A 15,617-nucleotide genomic window follows, 5' to 3' on the forward strand; every position below is an offset into this window, starting at 1 on the left:
ATCGCTTGTGTCTGCGTCGTGCTTCACTACAATGGCATATCTAAAAAATAAATTTTATACGAGTTGTTTGGATTTTTTTATGTATAAACCAACCGCGATTTTGTGGCAGCCTTCATTCCCCATTTTTTTTAAAATAACTGTATTGGGATCAGCTTTGGCTGCATTGGGGCTGACGGGTTGTTCATCAAGCCAGAGTGCAACGCATGGCTCAAAATCGAAAATGGTTGGTTCGTCCGGATATTTAGATGCCAGTAGCTTAGACTCATTAGAAGATCTACTTTCTGCGACTGATATGCGTGCGGTGGAAGGTGATCGTTTGCTCATTTTAAAACACGGTGACGTTTGGAAGCGTATGATCGTGGGTTTTAAAATGGATGAAACCCATTGGGATCCGCGTATTGAAGCACAGCGCGGCTGGTTTATTTCGCGCCAACCTTATCTGGATCGTTTAAGTGCGCGCGCGTCTCGTTATCTTTACCATACTGTAAAAGAAGCGGAACGTCGCGGTTTGCCTACCGAACTGGCTTTATTGCCGATTATTGAAAGTTCTTATGACCCAGCAGCGACCAGTAGTGCCGCAGCGGCAGGGATGTGGCAAATTATTCCGAGTACCGGACGTATTTATGGCTTAAGACAAACCAGTTTATACGATGGCCGCCGTGATGTGGTGGAATCGACCCGTGCAGCCTACGAGTTTTTAGGTGGTTTATACAATCAGTTTGGTTCCTGGGAGCTGGCACTGGCAGCATACAATGCTGGTCCGGGACGTATTCAGCAGGCAATTAACCGTAACAAGGCAGCAGGTTTGCCGACGGATTATTGGTCGCTGAAACTTCCGCAGGAAACCATGAACTATGTGCCTCGTTTCTTGGCAGTTGCCCAGATTGTGAAGAATCCGAGTGCTTATGGCGTTTCTTTACCGCCAATTGCCAACCGCCCTCATTTTAGAGAGATTTCAGTTGGGGCAGTCAGTTTAAATGAAGTGGCTTCGATTACTGGTTTAAGCCGTGCAGAGTTGTATCAATTAAACCCAGGGCATCGCGGAGACTGGATTGACAGTCAAAGTCCGATGAAAATTATTATTCCTGCAGATTTAAGCCCTTCTGTAGATGCTCGTTTAAAAAAATTATCACCGAACTCGACTGGTTTATGGGCAAGTGCAGCTCAGCCTATCACTGCTAACAAGACCAATCCGCCCGAGATGAATACTCAGGTAATTAACCCGGTTAAAACAGCACCACCTATATTGGCATCAAATACGAATAAAACTGTTCAGCAGCAGACTCCAGTAAAAGCTGCCACTGCTGTCGCTGTAACGAAACAGCCATCAACCCGTACCCGTATAGCAACACCTCAGGGTTCTGAAGCATTGGCCTCTTTTGCTGCAAATAGCGATATTCCAAGTGCTCCACGTATTCCAGTTGCAGTCACTCAGGTTCAAAATGTAAAACCGGTGACTGTAGAACCGCCATTGTCAGCAAATGAGCGAGAACAAATTCTGGCAGCTGTGAAGGCGGAAGGTGAAAACAAAACAGTTGAACAAGTGTTGCAGCCTGTAGCGAGCAAGGCTGAACAGGAAAAAGTGGTCGCAGAAATTAAAGCCATTGCACCGCAAGGCACGGAAATTGTCGATCCGTATGATGGCAAAATCAAGTTAACCGCAATTCAAACCAGCTTATCCGTAGCTGAGCAACAAGGTAAAGAACTTACCAAAGGCTTTGCATATCCTAAAGGGGTTGCTGAAAGTACCAAGGCTGATTCTGAAGAAGCTAAACGTAATGAAGGCAAAAACTACGTTAAAACCGAGTCAGAAGTGGTGGTGGTGCCGCCTAAAGGTAAACGTAGCACTTATACTGTTTTACAGGGTGACACCTTGGCGTTGATTGCCATGAAAAATGGCTTGAACTGGCGGGATGTCGCCAAATGGAACCAGATTGATCCAAACTCTCCGTTGTATGTAGGCACCAGTATTTATCTGTATGATGCCAAACCACAAAATACCGATAATTCTTCAGGCAGCAAGTCGAAATCACAGCCTGAAAGCTATGTGGTACAGGCCAATGATAGTTTGACTGGAGTGGCCAACCGATTTGGTCTGTCAGTGAAGCAACTGGCAGATTACAACGATTTATCTGTCAGTAGTGGTTTACGTGTCGGGCAAAAATTATCTTTAAAAGAAACCGCTCAAGGCAATTCCGAGACTGTTGAAGCCAAGAGTAATACTTCCAAATCTACTGCAAAAGTCAAAACCAAGTCCTATGTGGTGAAACGTGGCGAATATCTGAAACTGATTGCAGATCGTTATGCTTTGTCTAATCAGGAGTTGGCAGACTTAACTACAGGATTAACAGCCGGCAGTAGCCTAATGGTGGGACAAAAAATTAATGTGCCATTACAGGAAGTGGACGGCAAAGTAGAAACTAAGCAAGAAGAAAAAGAAACTTCTGTTAAAAAAGTCGAGACGGCAGCAGTAGAACTGACTTATAAAACTGAAAATTATCAGGTGCAACGTGGTGATACTTTATCCAGTATTGCAGCACAGTCGAAAATGTCTTTAACGGAACTGGCTCAGCTTAATAAATTATCTAATAGCAGCGGACTACGGGTGGGACAAACCCTTAAAATTCCAGCGGGTTCCACCATTCCAGATAGTTACACCGTACAATCGGGTGATAGCCTGTCTGCCATTTCTGCCAAATATAATTTAGGGATGGATTATATTGCCAATATTAATGGTATTAGCCGTAATACCGGCTTACGCGTGGGACAGCGTTTAAAACTGACAGGTGAAGAACCGGAAGCCACTAAAGCTGAAGCGAAAGTTGAAAAAGTCAGCTTTGAAAAACAGAGTGACACGCATGTGGTTAAATCAGGTGAAACACTCAGCAGCATTGCTAAAAAATACCACCTGCAATTGGATTATTTATCTGGATTGAATGGTTTAACTCGTACCTCCAGTGTACGTGTGGGACAGCGTTTAAAAATTGAAGGGGATTTACCCAAGCTGGAAACTAAAATTGATGCACCAGCAGCAAAAACTGTGAAGACCTCTAAAAGCACTGAAGCTTATACGGTGAAATCAGGCGAATCTTTAAATGCAATTGCCAATCGGGTAGGCATCTCTGTCGCTGACTTGGCAGCGATGAACGACTTGAATACCCGTGCAGGCCTGCGCGTGGGTCAGCAGATTGTCGTCCCTAAAACAGTGGTTGAATATAAAATTAAACGTGGGGATACCCTGATTGGCTTGGCGAACCGTTATGGACTAGATACCGATAAACTGGCAGAAATGAATGATTTTCAGCCCAATAAGCAATTGCGTATTGGCGAAGTGATTAAAGTTCCAAACTGATCTGTAAGCCAAGACAGGGAGTCTTTTTAGATGTCATTTGCTTTAGCAAAACACTTGAGTTTTGCCTGTGGGATGAGTCTGTTGACTCAAGGGCTATGGGCTGCAGTACAGACCACGCCTTATATCGCAATCCATAGCCAGCCGAAATATGCTGGCTTGTCGGTCATGCCTTATGCCAATGCTTATGCGCCGAAAGGTGGTTATTTAAGTACAGCCAGTAATGGCACATTTGATAATCTGAATAGTATGAATGGCAAAGGTAGTTCAACTGATGGTGTGGATCATTTGTTTGATTCGCTGATGTCGAGTTCACTGGATGAGCCAGGGGTCATGTATCCCTTACTGGCAGAGAAAGTGACGTTTGATCCTGATCAAACCAAATATGTCATTTTCCATTTAAATCCAAAAGCGCACTTTAGCAATGGCAGTGCGGTGACTGCCGAAGACGTGAAATTTAGTTTTGATACTTATCAGACCAAGTCCAATCCGGGCTTGCAAATGTATCTGGCCGATCTGGATAAAACTGAAGTGTTATCCAGATATACAGTGAAGATGAGTTTTAAATCTGATAATAATTCGGAAATGCCGCTGATCCTGTCACAAATGCCAATCTACTCTAAAAGAGATTGGCAGAAGAAAGATTTCACCCGTGTTACCATGCAACCGATTTTAGGTTCAGGCCCTTACCTGATTGACCGGATTGATGCCGGTCGTAGTATTACTTATAAACGCAATCCAAATTATTGGGCTAAGGATTTACCGGTTAACAAGGGACGTTATAACTTTGACCGGCTGAAATATGTCTATTACCGCAATTTAGACATTGCTTTTGAGGGCTTTAAGTCAGGTCAATATACCCTGCATGAAGAATTTACTGCACGTAAATGGGTCACAGAATATAATTTTCCTGCAGTCAAAGCGGGTATGGTGGTGAAATACAAATTTCAGCATAACAATCCCATACCGACCCAAAGTTTTGTTTTCAATACCCGGCGCACGCCATTTCAGGATATCAAATTCCGTCAGGCTATTACTTATGCCTACGATTTTGAATGGCAAAATAAAGCTTTGTTCTATGGGCAATATCAACGGTTACAAAGTTATTTTGCCAATAGTGAACTGGCAGCCAAAGGTGTTCCCAGTGCTGCGGAACTGAAAATTCTAAAACCTTATTTAGCCAAACTTGACCCGATTCAACGTCAGGGTGTTTTGAAAGATTGGAAATACCCGGTGTCTGATGCCAGTGGCTTTAACCGTAATAATTTGCTGAACGCACGCCAGTTACTCATTAAAGCCGGTTATAGCTTTAAAAATGGACGTTTGCTGGATACCAAAGGCAAGCCGATTCGGATTGAGTTTTTAATCCATCAAGATGGTTTGCAGCGCACCTTAATGCCCTTTATCCGCAATATGAAACGCTTAGGGGTTGAAGTCGCCATTCGCCATGTCGATGTGCCGCAGTATATTGAGCGTATGCGAACCAAAGATTTTGATATGACCACCAATGTAATGCCGCAGTCTCTAAATCCGGGCAATGAACAGGCGCAGTTCTGGGGCAGTGCATCTGCAGATCAGGCGGGCAACTACAATTATGCAGGCATTAAAAACCCGGTAATTGATGCTGTGATTCAGCAGGTGATCCGTTCACCGAATCGTGAACAGCTGGTGCTTCGAACCCGGGTACTGGATCGTTTATTACGGGCTGGTTATTATCAAATTCCGACCTATGGTAAAGGTGAAAACTGGTTTGCCTACTGGAACATGTATCATCAACCCAAGGTGAAACCTAAACTTTCATCAGGCATTGATTATTGGTGGAGTGATGCCGAACAGGCCAAAAAAGTCACCCATTATTTAGGTCAAAATAAGCAATAGCGAAGGCACAAGGAACGTTGTTTCGATGGGCATATATATACTAAAAAGACTGCTGCTGATTATTCCAACGCTGTTTTTCATTTTATTGATTAACTTTGTGGTGATTCAGATTGCACCGGGTGGGCCTGTTGAGCAAGCTATTCAACAGGCAGAAGCATTTCAGGGCTTGAGTGCGACGGGTGGGGAAACAGCCACTGCGAAAAGCAATTATCAGGGCGCCAAAGGTTTAAGTGAGGAAATGGTCGAGAAGATTAAAGCCCAATACGGTTTTGATCAGCCTGCGTACATACGCTTCTGGAACATGCTCAAAAGTTATGCCAGCTTAGATTTCGGTGTCAGTTTTTTTAAAGACAAACCGGTAACGCAGTTGCTGTGGGAAAAAATGCCGGTGTCCTTGTCCTTGGGTTTATGGAGTACTTTGCTGATTTATCTGGTGTCGATTCCGTTGGGCATTAAGAAAGCCCGTCAGCATGGCATGCTGTTTGATAAATCCACGTCGCTCTTGCTGGCGATTGGTTATGCTGTACCATCTTTTGTCTTTGCAGTGTTATTGATTGTATTCTTTGCTGGTGGTTCATATTTTCAGTGGTTCCCGCTGCAAGGTCTGGTTTCTGAAAATTTTAGTGAACTGAGTATCTTGGGAAAAATTAAAGATTATTTTTGGCATATGACCTTACCTTTGCTGGCAATAGTGATTGGTGGTTTCGCCGGGCTGACTTATCTGACAAAGTATTCCTTCATGGAAGAATTAAATAAACAATATGTTTTGGCAGCACGTTCCAAAGGTTTAACAGAATCGCGGGTGCTGTATGGTCATGTATTTCGTAATGCCATGCTGATTGTGATTGCCGGTTTACCTGAAGCCTTGATTGGTATCTTCTTTGTTGGCAACCTGTTTATCGAAATTATCTTTAATTTGGATGGCCTAGGTCTGCTTGGTTTTGAAGCGATTCAGCAGCGTGATTATCCGGTTATTTTCGGAACATTATTTTTATTTACCTTGCTGGGTTTGATTCTACGTTTAATCAGCGATGTGTTGTATCAGGTGATTGACCCGCGCATTAATTTTGATTCGCGAGGTGCTGAATAATGTCACCTTTAATGCATGTGCGCTTTCAACGTTTCAAGGAAAATAAACTCGGTTTTGGCTGTCTGATGGTCTTTGCGGTGATTTTTATTTTATCGCTGGCTGCAGAGTTGATTGCCAACGATAAACCGCTTTTAGTCCAATACGACCATTCCCTATATATCCCGGTGTTTAAGTCCTATCCAGAAACCACCTTTGGTGGTGTGTTTGAAACCGAAGCTGATTATAAAGATCCAGCCGTACAACAGCTGATCAATGAAAAAGGCTGGGCTGTCTGGCCGATTATTGAGTATTCCTATCAGACGCCAAATTTAGAGCTGGTGGTACCGGTGCCTTCTGCACCGACTTCACAAAACTGGTTAGGTACTGATGATCAGGGCCGTGATGTCTTGGCACGTATTCTCTATGGTTTACGGGTATCACTGCTTTTTGGCTTTGCCTTGACCTTTGCTTCTGCGCTGCTGGGCATCGTTGTAGGTGCGATTCAGGGCTATTACGGTGGCTGGATTGATCTGTTGGGGCAGCGCATTCTGGAAGTCTGGGGTGGTCTGCCAATGCTATTCATGGTGATGATTCTGGTCAGCATGTTTACCCCGAATGTGTACTGGCTGTTCCTGATTATGCTGTTTTTCGGCTGGACTACGTTGGTCGGTCTGGTTCGGGCTGAGTTCTTAAAAGCACGTCATCTGGATTATGTGCGTGCAGCGCGCAGTCTGGGGGTGGGAGATCGAACCATTATGTTCCGGCATATCTTGCCGAATGCGATGAGTTCCAGTCTGTCGCAGCTGCCTTTTATGCTCACGGCCAATATTACCGCGCTGACCGCTTTAGATTTCTTGGGGTATGGATTACCGCCCGATGCGGCATCGCTAGGTGAATTATTATTGCAGGGTAAATCCAATTTGAACGCACCGTGGTTGGCACTTTCCGGCTTCTTTACCTTGGCCATCGTCCTATCTTTACTGATTTATATTGGGGAGGCGACACGCGATGCATTCGATCCAAGACGCCAATAATCCGCAGACGCTATTAAAAGTAGAACATTTAAAGATTCAGCATCAACAACAAGTGCTGGTAGATGATCTGAATTTTCAGCTGCATGCCGGTGAAACCCTGGCTATCGTCGGGGAAAGTGGTTCAGGTAAATCGATTAGCAGTCTGGCTTTGCTTGGGCTGTTGCCTAGCACACTGAATATACAGGGTCAGGCCTGGTTGGGGCAGCAAGATTTATTATCGCTACTGCCTGAAGCACTACGACAGATTCGTGGCCAGAAAATTGCCATGATTTTTCAGGAACCGATGACCGCTTTAAATCCCTTACATCGGGTAGAAAAAATTATTGCTGAAAGCCTTTGGCTACAAGGCTGGTCTAAACAAAAAGCACGCGCACGTGTGATCGAATTACTTAAAGATGTGGGCATTCCAGATCCGGAAGATAAGCTGCGTCGTTATCCACATGAGCTTTCTGGTGGCCAGCGGCAACGAGTGATGATTGCCATGGCACTGGCTTTGGATCCGGATATTCTGATTGCCGATGAACCGACGACCGCTCTGGATGTCACCTTGCAGGCGCAGATTTTAAACTTGCTGAAATTCTTACAGCAAAGCCGAAATATGGCAATGATTCTGATCAGTCACGACTTAAATCTGATACGTCGCTATGCTGATCAGGTGATTGTGATGAATAAAGGTGTGGTAGAAGAACAGGGTAGCGTTGCCGATATATTTACCGCACCCAAACAATCCTACACCCAAGATTTGCTCAATCATGATTTTGGTCAAGCTATTCAAATTGCAGAAGCTCCCAATCTATTGGCTTTACACCGTGTTGCAGTGAAATTTCCCATTAAACAAGGCTTGTTGAATCGGGTCAAAGACTACTTTGTCGCAGTCGAACCGCTGGATTTACAGTTAATGCAAGGTGAATCGATTGGTATTGTTGGGGAAAGCGGTTCGGGCAAAAGTTCATTGGCTTTAGCAATTTCACGCCTCATCAAAAGTGAAGGTGAAATTGTCCTGCTGGGGACAGATTTAAACCAGTGTAATGAAACACAGCTGCGCCCACTGCGTGCCGAATTTCAGATGGTCTTCCAAGATCCGTTTAGCAGTTTAAATCCACGCCTGAATGTCGAACAGACCATTGGCGAAGGTTTGGGACTCAAAAAACTGTCTGCGGTTGAAATCTCACAACGGATAGATGAAGCCCTAGAAAAAGTGGAATTGCCGATCAGCTTTAGAATGCGTTATCCGCATGAACTGTCAGGTGGACAACGTCAGCGGGTGGCTTTGGCACGTGCGCTGGTTTTACGGCCGAAATTACTGATTCTGGATGAACCTACTTCGGCACTGGACCGAACCACGCAGCGCGCGATTGTGAAATTGCTCAGACGCTTGCAGCAAGAACACCAGATCAGTTATCTGTTTATCAGTCATGATTTGCAGGTGGTAAAAGCGTTGTGTCAGAAAGTACTGGTGCTGCGCCGTGCACAGGTCATGGAATTTCAAAGGACTGAACAATTATTTTTAAATCCGCAAACAGAATATACCCGGCAACTGATTGAGGCCAGCCAATACGCATAAATATACTGACAAGTCATATTGTCAGAATTACCATTGACGGATGGCAGAATAAGTTTAGAGTATTAACTCTAAATAAATACAAATAAATCAGGATTGAAATATGAGTCATCTTGCTGAAGCCACCACGATTCGAAATGTCAGCTTTAAAAACCGTATTATCAAGGGTGCGATGAGTGAAGCCTTGGCCAATGATGCAGGTCAACCCAGCCAGTTGCATTTCAATCTCTATGAGGCTTGGGCCAAAGGGGGCTTGGGCTGTGCCATTACCGGTAATGTCATGGTGGACTTTCGTGCCAAAAATGAACCGGGCGTGGTGGTGATTGAATCCGAACGTGATCTCGCCCAGCTCAAGCAGTGGGCAGAAGTGGGTAAACGCCATGGTATGGTGCAACTGATTCAATTGTCTCATCCGGGGCGTCAATGTCCGAAAGGTTTAAATAAGGAAACGGTGGCACCATCGGCTGTGCCGTTTTCTCCCATGCTGGCCACCACTTTTGGTACACCGCGTGCCCTGACTGAAGATGAAATTCTGGATATTATTCAGCGTTTTGCCACTTCTGCCAAAATCTGTGAACAAGCCGGATTTGAAGGGATACAACTGCATGGTGCGCATGGCTATCTGATCAGCCAGTTTTTATCGCCTTTGACCAATAAGCGTGAGGATCAATGGGGCGGTTCGATTGAAAACCGGATGCGTTTTTTACTGGAAATTTATAAGGCTGTTCGGGCGGCAACTTCGGAACAATTTATTATTTCTGTCAAACTCAATTCGGCTGATTTCCAGCGTGGCGGAATCACTGAGGAAGAAGTGGTTGCTGTATTTAAGGCAATTGATGCTGCGGGGATCGATTTAATTGAAATTTCGGGCGGCACTTACGAAGCACCTGCTATGGCTGGTGCCAAGGAAGATAAACGTAAAGTCAGTACCATCGCACGTGAAGCCTATTTCCTCGATTTTGCCGAGAAAATCCGTAAAGAAGTGCAATGCCATTTAATGGTAACGGGTGGATTCCGTACCGTAGAAGGCATGAATGCGGCACTCGATAGTGGTGCCTGTGAATTTATTGGGATTGCCCGTCCCTTGGCGGTGGAAACCGATTTAACGGATCGCCTGATTGCGGGGCAGGATGTGCGTTATGCAGTCAATAAAATTAAAACCGGTATTCCGATGGTTGATAAAATGGCGATTATGGAAATTATCTGGTATGCCGCGCAGTTTAAAGATATTGCCCGAGGTAAACGTCCAAATCCGAAATTGTCCCCGCTGAAAGTGTTCCTAAAATATGCCAAAGGCAATATCACGGCCATCATTAAAGGGCAGATCAATTCACGTCGTAGTGCCTAAATTTACCAGGCTTGAGACCAATACGTCTGAAACACAGTAGCAGACCATTGCCCTTTTTCTAATGCGCGTTGAAAGGCGGGTCTGCTTTGTATTTTTTGTAGATAACGCTGAATATGCAATAGCTCTGCAAATTTTGTACTGGCTTGGGTGCATGCTAGTAGTGGAAACCACAATAAAACATCGGCAATGCTGAAATGATTTCCGGCTAAATATATGTGGTCTTTCAGATGCGCATTGATCCTGAACAGATGCTGCTGCAATGCATCATTTAAATAACCCTGATCAAATCCGAACTTCAGAAATTTAGAGATAAAGCGCACTGGAAAAGGTGTTCGTAGCACAATTTGAGCAAAAATCTGTTTTAAGGCTAAATCTGGCATAAGCGTCGCTTCAGCAAAATTTTTCCAAAAATAGTAATGAAGCATCTCTGACGATGAGAGCTGGGCCATACCTAAACTATTGCACTGATGACTCAGGTAATCGGCTATTGCAGCCGTTTCAGTGAGACTAATGACCTCGGTAGAATGCTCATCACAAATCTGTACGGTTGGAAATTTGAGTGTTGAATTCAGGTTTGGCAATTTATCGAATCCTTGAGTCGGAATAGGGTCATCACAATGGATCAATTCATAATCGAGATTTAATTCTTCTAATAACCAGAGAATGCGTTGAGAACGTGAATTGGTTTTATGAAACAGCGTAATATGCATATCGATATGTTTATTATTTTACTGAGTTGAGTGTAGCGAATAGCACGCAGTTTTGAAATGAAATCTATTTTAATTCAGAAGACTAAAAACAAAAAAGCCTGATTCAAATGATCAGGCTTTTTAGTGAGATCTTGCGATCTCGAATATGGCGACCCTACGGGGATTCGAACCCCGGTTACCGCCGTGAAAGGGCGATGTCCTAGGCCTCTAGACGATAGGGTCATCTAAGTATTGGCGTCCCTACGGGGATTCGAACCCCGGTTACCGCCGTGAAAGGGCGATGTCCTAGGCCTCTAGACGATAGGGACGTTTCAGAGGTGGGCGTATAATAGGGTGGATCAGACACCCTGTCAAACCTTTTTCGGGCATAATTTTTAAAAAAGCATTTAACTGAATAAAAATAAAACAAATATGGGAAAACTACCTGTAAATGGCGATTTTTTTGAGATTTAAGCCATCAATGATGCTTTTAATCACAGCGGGATGTTGCAAGTAGCCGGTAATGCTGTGCGGATTTTGCAAGAAGGTGGTGATGGCCTGATTAATAATTGGCGGTTCAAAGTTGAAGGGGGCTTCGGATAGCGGAAACGCTGTTAAAAAATCATCGGGTGAATAAAAATTAAACCAGTCACCTTGCAGTTGTGGTGGTCGGGAAATGGGTAAATTGAGTTTTTCCTGTATAACTTTAAAAGCCAGTGGTGAACCCAGGGTAATAAAGCGCTGGATTCTGAAATTGGAAAATTGATGCAGCAGGTTATAAGTAATCACTGAACCCAAGGAATGCGCCACAATAATGTGATCTAACTCGGGATGAAGGTAAGACATAATCCGGTGATGAACTTCATGCATGAAATCCGGATTGGACAAATATAAATAGGTTTCAATCAAGAATTTATGGATAAATGTTTCATGTAGCTTGGGATAATGATTGAGAAATAGAGCCAGTTCTTTAAACGCATGATCTCTGGTCAATGCACTAATCAGGGCTAATCGCTGGGTTAGGGATGCTGCATGTTCTGGATTAAAACACGGTAATTTACTCACACAGGGATGTTGTTCTGGGACCATTGTGCTGTTATGTCTTAAATGAAAGGGCAGATGTAAATGTGATAGGGATTTGGGTAATAAGGTATTTAAATCCAGACTGTTATATAAATGATGTTTGCTGAGCAAATCTCCATAAAAAGGAATACGGATCTCTAGAGAATGAATATTGATATTCAGTTGCGCATTATTTAAGCCGGCTTGAAAAGTATTGAGCCAAAGATGTTTTAATGATTTTTCATCATAATTTTGTTGATTCATGCCGTGAATAAAAATAATTTTCATACAGGCTCAGATTGTTTATAGATGTCATTATCTCTCTTGAGCTTAAAAAAAAGAGTGGCACTTGACCACTCCTTTTATGTGTTAGTTTTGCTTTCGGTAAAAGACAAAATAACTGAGATAACAACCCGCAATAAAGATCAGACAGCCGATAAAGCCTGCGAGCATTTCAGGATCTGCCGCCATACTGATACAGGTAATAAAGCAGAACACAAAGCCGAGAATCGGCACGATCGGGAACAAAGGCGCAGCAAAGCCCAATTCCTGCGCACTATGTCCAGCTTTATACCATTGACGACGGAAATTGAACTGGCTTAAGCAGATGCTCATCCAGACCACCACCATGGTAAAAGCGGCCACACCCAACAGGTTTTTGAAGATGGTTTCTGGGGCAAACTGTTCTGACAGTAACCCTGGAATCGCACCAAACATGGTGACAATAATCGCTACAAAGGGAATACCACGGCTGTTTACTTTCGAGAACACGGCAGGCAACTGCTTTTTGTCCGATAAAGCCCACATCATGCGAGAAGCGGCATACAGGCCTGAGTTGGCTGCAGACAACAGTGCGGTGATAATCACAAAGCGAATAATATCTTCGGCATGTGGAATACCAATATAAGTAAATACCGTTACGAATGGACTGCTACTGACTCCTTCAGCGCCTAAGCCTGCCATTTGATGCGGCAACAGGGCGCTGATGACCACAATGGTACCGACAAAGAAAATCAGCAGTCGCCAGATTGCGGCATTGATGGCTTTGGGTACGTTTTTAGCTGGATCTTGGGTTTCACCTGCGGCAACACCAATCAGTTCTGTGCCTGAGAAAGCAAAATTTACGATCAGCATGGTCGCAAAGATAGGGAACAGGCCTTGAGGGAACCAGCCCTGAGCCGTGAGATTACTGAACAATGGCGCAGAAGTATGACCCTGGAATGAAAGCACCCCAAAGATTGCCAATAGCCCCAGAATAATGAAACTAATGACAGTAATCACTTTGACCAAAGAGAGCCAAAATTCGGATTCGGCAAACAGCCGGGTTGAACTCATGTTGAGTCCAAAAATAATCGCGGCAAAAACAATGGTCCAAATCCACACCGAGATATCTGGGAACCATTCCTGCATCAGCAAAGCAGCAGCAGTAAATTCAGTCCCCAGCGTGGCGGTCCAGGTCAGCCAATATAACCAGGTAATCATATAGCCGGTACCTGGGCCAATGAATTTTTGTGCATAGGTACCAAATGAACCGGATTCAGGCATATGTACCGCCAGTTCGCCCATGCACAGCATGACGGCATAGGCAATTAAACCGCCTAAAATATAAGAGAGAATGGCACCTACAGGCCCCGTTTGTGCAATGACTTCACCCGAACCTAAAAATAAACCGGTTCCGATTGCACCACCAAGTGAAATCATGACCAGATGTCGAGTACTCATAGCGCGTTTTAAAGGCGCAGAATTGCCCTGATGCGAAGCATCATTCGGAGTATGAGATGACTGCATAAGAGAAAAATGAAAAAGATGAATGAAGCGAGTTATTGTAGTGAAAAACTACAAATCTGCAATGTAATAATAAAAAGTATTGAAGTGTAAATGATCGTATAGCACGATATATGGCGACCCTACGGGGATTCGAACCCCGGTTACCGCCGTGAAAGGGCGATGTCCTAGGCCTCTAGACGATAGGGTCGTTAGGAGGTGATGCGTATATTATGGATTTTTCCTCAGGCTGTCAAACCTGTAATTGTGTTATTTTTAAAATATTGAATTGATTGCATAAAAAATGACAAATCCCCCAATAAAAAAAGCGCAGTTTGTTACTGCGCTTGATCTGTAGCTTTAAAACGGTATTACTTTTTAGGGTGATATAACCAGTAATAACTGGCATAACAGGCAGCCATAAACAGCAAGCAACCGATAAAACCTGAAAGCATTTCAGGGTCAGCCGCCATACTTAAACCTGTTGCGGTACAGCATATAAATCCAAGGATTGGGACCAGCGGGAACCACGGGGTACGGAATTTAAGTTCCGAAATGCTATGACCTTGACGCAGCCATTGACGACGGAAATTGAACTGGCTCCAGCAGATACTCATCCAGACAATGACCATGGTAAACGCGGCTACACCCATCAGGTTTTTAAAGATAACATCTGCACCAAACTGTTCAGATAACAGTCCGGGTAAACCACCAATCATGGTCACCAGTACTGCAATGACTGGAACGCCGGATTTGCTGACTTTGGCAAAGACACGCGGAAGCTGGTTTTGCGCAGCCAAAGCCCACATCATACGTGAAGCGGCATATAATCCAGAATTGGCCGTCGAGAGTAATGCAGTAATAATCACAAAACGGATAATATCTACCGCATAAGGAATGCCCATCAGGTTAAATACCGACACGAATGGACTGCTACTTAAACCTTCACCCTGAGCACCTGCATTTAAGCCTGCATCGCTATAAGGTAAAAGTGAACTGATCACGATAATGGTACCGACAAAGAAAATCATTAAACGCCACACTGCCGCATGAATCGCTTTAGGGACATTTTTTTCAGGATTTTCTGTTTCGCCTGCGGCGATCCCGATCATTTCGGTGCCATTAAAGGCAAAGTTGACGATCAGCAGCGTTGCAAATAGCGGGAACAAACCATTTGGTAACCAGCCATGTTCAGTCAGATTATGGAACATGGGTGCAGATTCATAGCCCTGGAAGGGAATAAAACCAAAGATGCTGCCAAACCCGAGAATGATAAAGACCAGTACGGTTGCGACCTTAATCATGGATAACCAGAACTCGGACTCGGCAAAAGTACGGGTAGAGCTTAAGTTAGAAATGAGCACGCCACTGGCAAAGATCAGCGTCCATAACCAGATGGAGGTTTGCGGAAACCATTCCTGCATCAGGATGGCGGCTGCGGTGAATTCAGTCCCCAAAGTGGCGGACCAGCCCAGCCAGTACATCCAGGACACCATATAGCCCGTACCCGGGCCAATATAGTTGGAGGCAAATGCGCCAAAAGAGCCGGATACCGGTAAATGTACGGCCAATTCACCCAGACAAAGCATGACCATATAGGCAATTAAGCCACCAATAATATAGGCAAGGACTGCACCGAGTGGACCAGCCTGTGAAATCACTTCGCCAGATCCCATAAAGAGACCTGTACCAATGGCTCCACCAAGCGACAACATAATGAGGTGGCGTGTGGTCATCGCTCTTTTTAGCGATGGCTTAGGCCCCTCAGCAGACGAATGCTGCGAAGGTTGAGAGGGAGATTGCATAAGATAAATGATAGGTTGAAAGTACTATTTTAAGTGTTTGTTATATGAAATTTCAAAT

10 protein-coding genes and 3 tRNA genes are annotated in these 15,617 nt (G+C 44.3%); 6 read left to right on the forward strand and 7 right to left on the reverse strand.

Annotated elements, in window-relative coordinates; translation table 11 throughout:
- Window positions 1–79 precede the first annotated feature (79 nt).
- From FB6_RS07935 to FB6_RS07960, 6 genes are all read left to right on the forward strand, one after another.
- On the forward strand, window positions 80–3,352 hold the full coding sequence (locus FB6_RS07935) for a LysM peptidoglycan-binding domain-containing protein (protein WP_174559493.1): 3,273 nt from the start codon (window positions 80–82) through the stop codon (window positions 3,350–3,352).
- 30 nt (window positions 3,353–3,382) lie between these two features.
- The gene (locus tag FB6_RS07940) at window positions 3,383–5,227 is read left to right on the forward strand and encodes an extracellular solute-binding protein (protein ID WP_174559494.1); all 1,845 of its coding nucleotides are present in this window, start codon (window positions 3,383–3,385) and stop codon (window positions 5,225–5,227) included.
- 25 nt (window positions 5,228–5,252) lie between these two features.
- On the forward strand, window positions 5,253–6,317 hold the full coding sequence (locus FB6_RS07945; RefSeq protein ID WP_174559495.1) for a microcin C ABC transporter permease YejB: 1,065 nt from the start codon (window positions 5,253–5,255) through the stop codon (window positions 6,315–6,317).
- Complete coding sequence (locus FB6_RS07950; protein WP_174559496.1) at window positions 6,317–7,330, forward strand: ABC transporter permease; 1,014 nt, start codon at window positions 6,317–6,319, stop codon at window positions 7,328–7,330. Before FB6_RS07945 ends, FB6_RS07950 begins: the two co-directional genes overlap by 1 nt.
- The gene (locus FB6_RS07955; protein ID WP_174559497.1) at window positions 7,305–8,894 is read left to right on the forward strand and encodes an ABC transporter ATP-binding protein; all 1,590 of its coding nucleotides are present in this window, start codon (window positions 7,305–7,307) and stop codon (window positions 8,892–8,894) included. The genes FB6_RS07950 and FB6_RS07955 overlap by 26 nt, the downstream gene beginning before the upstream one ends.
- Before the next feature lie 100 nt (window positions 8,895–8,994).
- Complete coding sequence (locus FB6_RS07960; RefSeq protein ID WP_174559498.1) at window positions 8,995–10,239, forward strand: NADH:flavin oxidoreductase/NADH oxidase family protein; 1,245 nt, start codon at window positions 8,995–8,997, stop codon at window positions 10,237–10,239.
- A 2-nt stretch (window positions 10,240–10,241) separates the two neighbouring features.
- Here the strand turns inward: FB6_RS07960 and FB6_RS07965 are convergent, their stop codons facing one another.
- The 7 genes from FB6_RS07965 to FB6_RS07995 all read right to left on the reverse strand — a co-directional run bounded on the left by FB6_RS07965 (window position 10,242) and on the right by FB6_RS07995 (window position 15,559).
- Window positions 10,242–10,949: a glutathione S-transferase N-terminal domain-containing protein gene (locus FB6_RS07965; RefSeq protein WP_174559499.1), complete on the reverse strand. Its 708-nt coding sequence runs from the start codon at window positions 10,947–10,949 to the stop codon at window positions 10,242–10,244.
- A 146-nt stretch (window positions 10,950–11,095) separates the two neighbouring features.
- Window positions 11,096–11,171, reverse strand: a tRNA-Glu gene (locus tag FB6_RS07970).
- Window positions 11,172–11,181: 10 nt separating this feature from the next.
- Window positions 11,182–11,257 (reverse strand) — tRNA-Glu (locus FB6_RS07975).
- Window positions 11,258–11,369: 112 nt separating this feature from the next.
- On the reverse strand, window positions 11,370–12,278 hold the full coding sequence (locus FB6_RS07980; protein WP_174559500.1) for a hypothetical protein: 909 nt from the start codon (window positions 12,276–12,278) through the stop codon (window positions 11,370–11,372).
- An 81-nt stretch (window positions 12,279–12,359) separates the two neighbouring features.
- Window positions 12,360–13,778, reverse strand: coding sequence for an amino acid permease (locus FB6_RS07985; RefSeq protein WP_174559501.1), 1,419 nt, complete (start codon window positions 13,776–13,778; stop codon window positions 12,360–12,362).
- Window positions 13,779–13,889: 111 nt separating this feature from the next.
- A tRNA-Glu gene (locus FB6_RS07990) sits at window positions 13,890–13,965 on the reverse strand.
- A 160-nt stretch (window positions 13,966–14,125) separates the two neighbouring features.
- The gene (locus FB6_RS07995) at window positions 14,126–15,559 is read right to left on the reverse strand and encodes an amino acid permease (protein WP_174559502.1); all 1,434 of its coding nucleotides are present in this window, start codon (window positions 15,557–15,559) and stop codon (window positions 14,126–14,128) included.
- Window positions 15,560–15,617: the final 58 nt, after the last annotated feature.

The sequence above is a fragment of the Acinetobacter bouvetii genome, assembly GCF_902753875.1.
Taxonomy (GTDB): Bacteria; Pseudomonadota; Gammaproteobacteria; order Pseudomonadales; family Moraxellaceae; genus Acinetobacter; species Acinetobacter bouvetii_A.

Excerpts from the sequence above, each read along its gene's own strand:
- FB6_RS07935 (WP_174559493.1), top strand. The coding sequence starts at position 80 with ATGTATAAACCAACCGCGATTTTGTGGCAGCCTTCATTCCCCATTTTT.
- FB6_RS07940 (WP_174559494.1), top strand. The coding sequence starts at position 3,383 with ATGTCATTTGCTTTAGCAAAACACTTGAGTTTTGCCTGTGGGATGAGT.
- FB6_RS07945 (WP_174559495.1), top strand. The coding sequence starts at position 5,253 with ATGGGCATATATATACTAAAAAGACTGCTGCTGATTATTCCAACGCTG.
- FB6_RS07950 (WP_174559496.1), top strand. The coding sequence starts at position 6,317 with ATGTCACCTTTAATGCATGTGCGCTTTCAACGTTTCAAGGAAAATAAA.
- FB6_RS07955 (WP_174559497.1), top strand. The coding sequence starts at position 7,305 with ATGCATTCGATCCAAGACGCCAATAATCCGCAGACGCTATTAAAAGTA.
- FB6_RS07960 (WP_174559498.1), top strand. The coding sequence starts at position 8,995 with ATGAGTCATCTTGCTGAAGCCACCACGATTCGAAATGTCAGCTTTAAA.
- FB6_RS07965 (WP_174559499.1), bottom strand. The coding sequence starts at position 10,949 with ATGCATATTACGCTGTTTCATAAAACCAATTCACGTTCTCAACGCATT.
- FB6_RS07980 (WP_174559500.1), bottom strand. The coding sequence starts at position 12,278 with ATGAAAATTATTTTTATTCACGGCATGAATCAACAAAATTATGATGAA.
- FB6_RS07985 (WP_174559501.1), bottom strand. The coding sequence starts at position 13,778 with ATGCAGTCATCTCATACTCCGAATGATGCTTCGCATCAGGGCAATTCT.
- FB6_RS07995 (WP_174559502.1), bottom strand. The coding sequence starts at position 15,559 with ATGCAATCTCCCTCTCAACCTTCGCAGCATTCGTCTGCTGAGGGGCCT.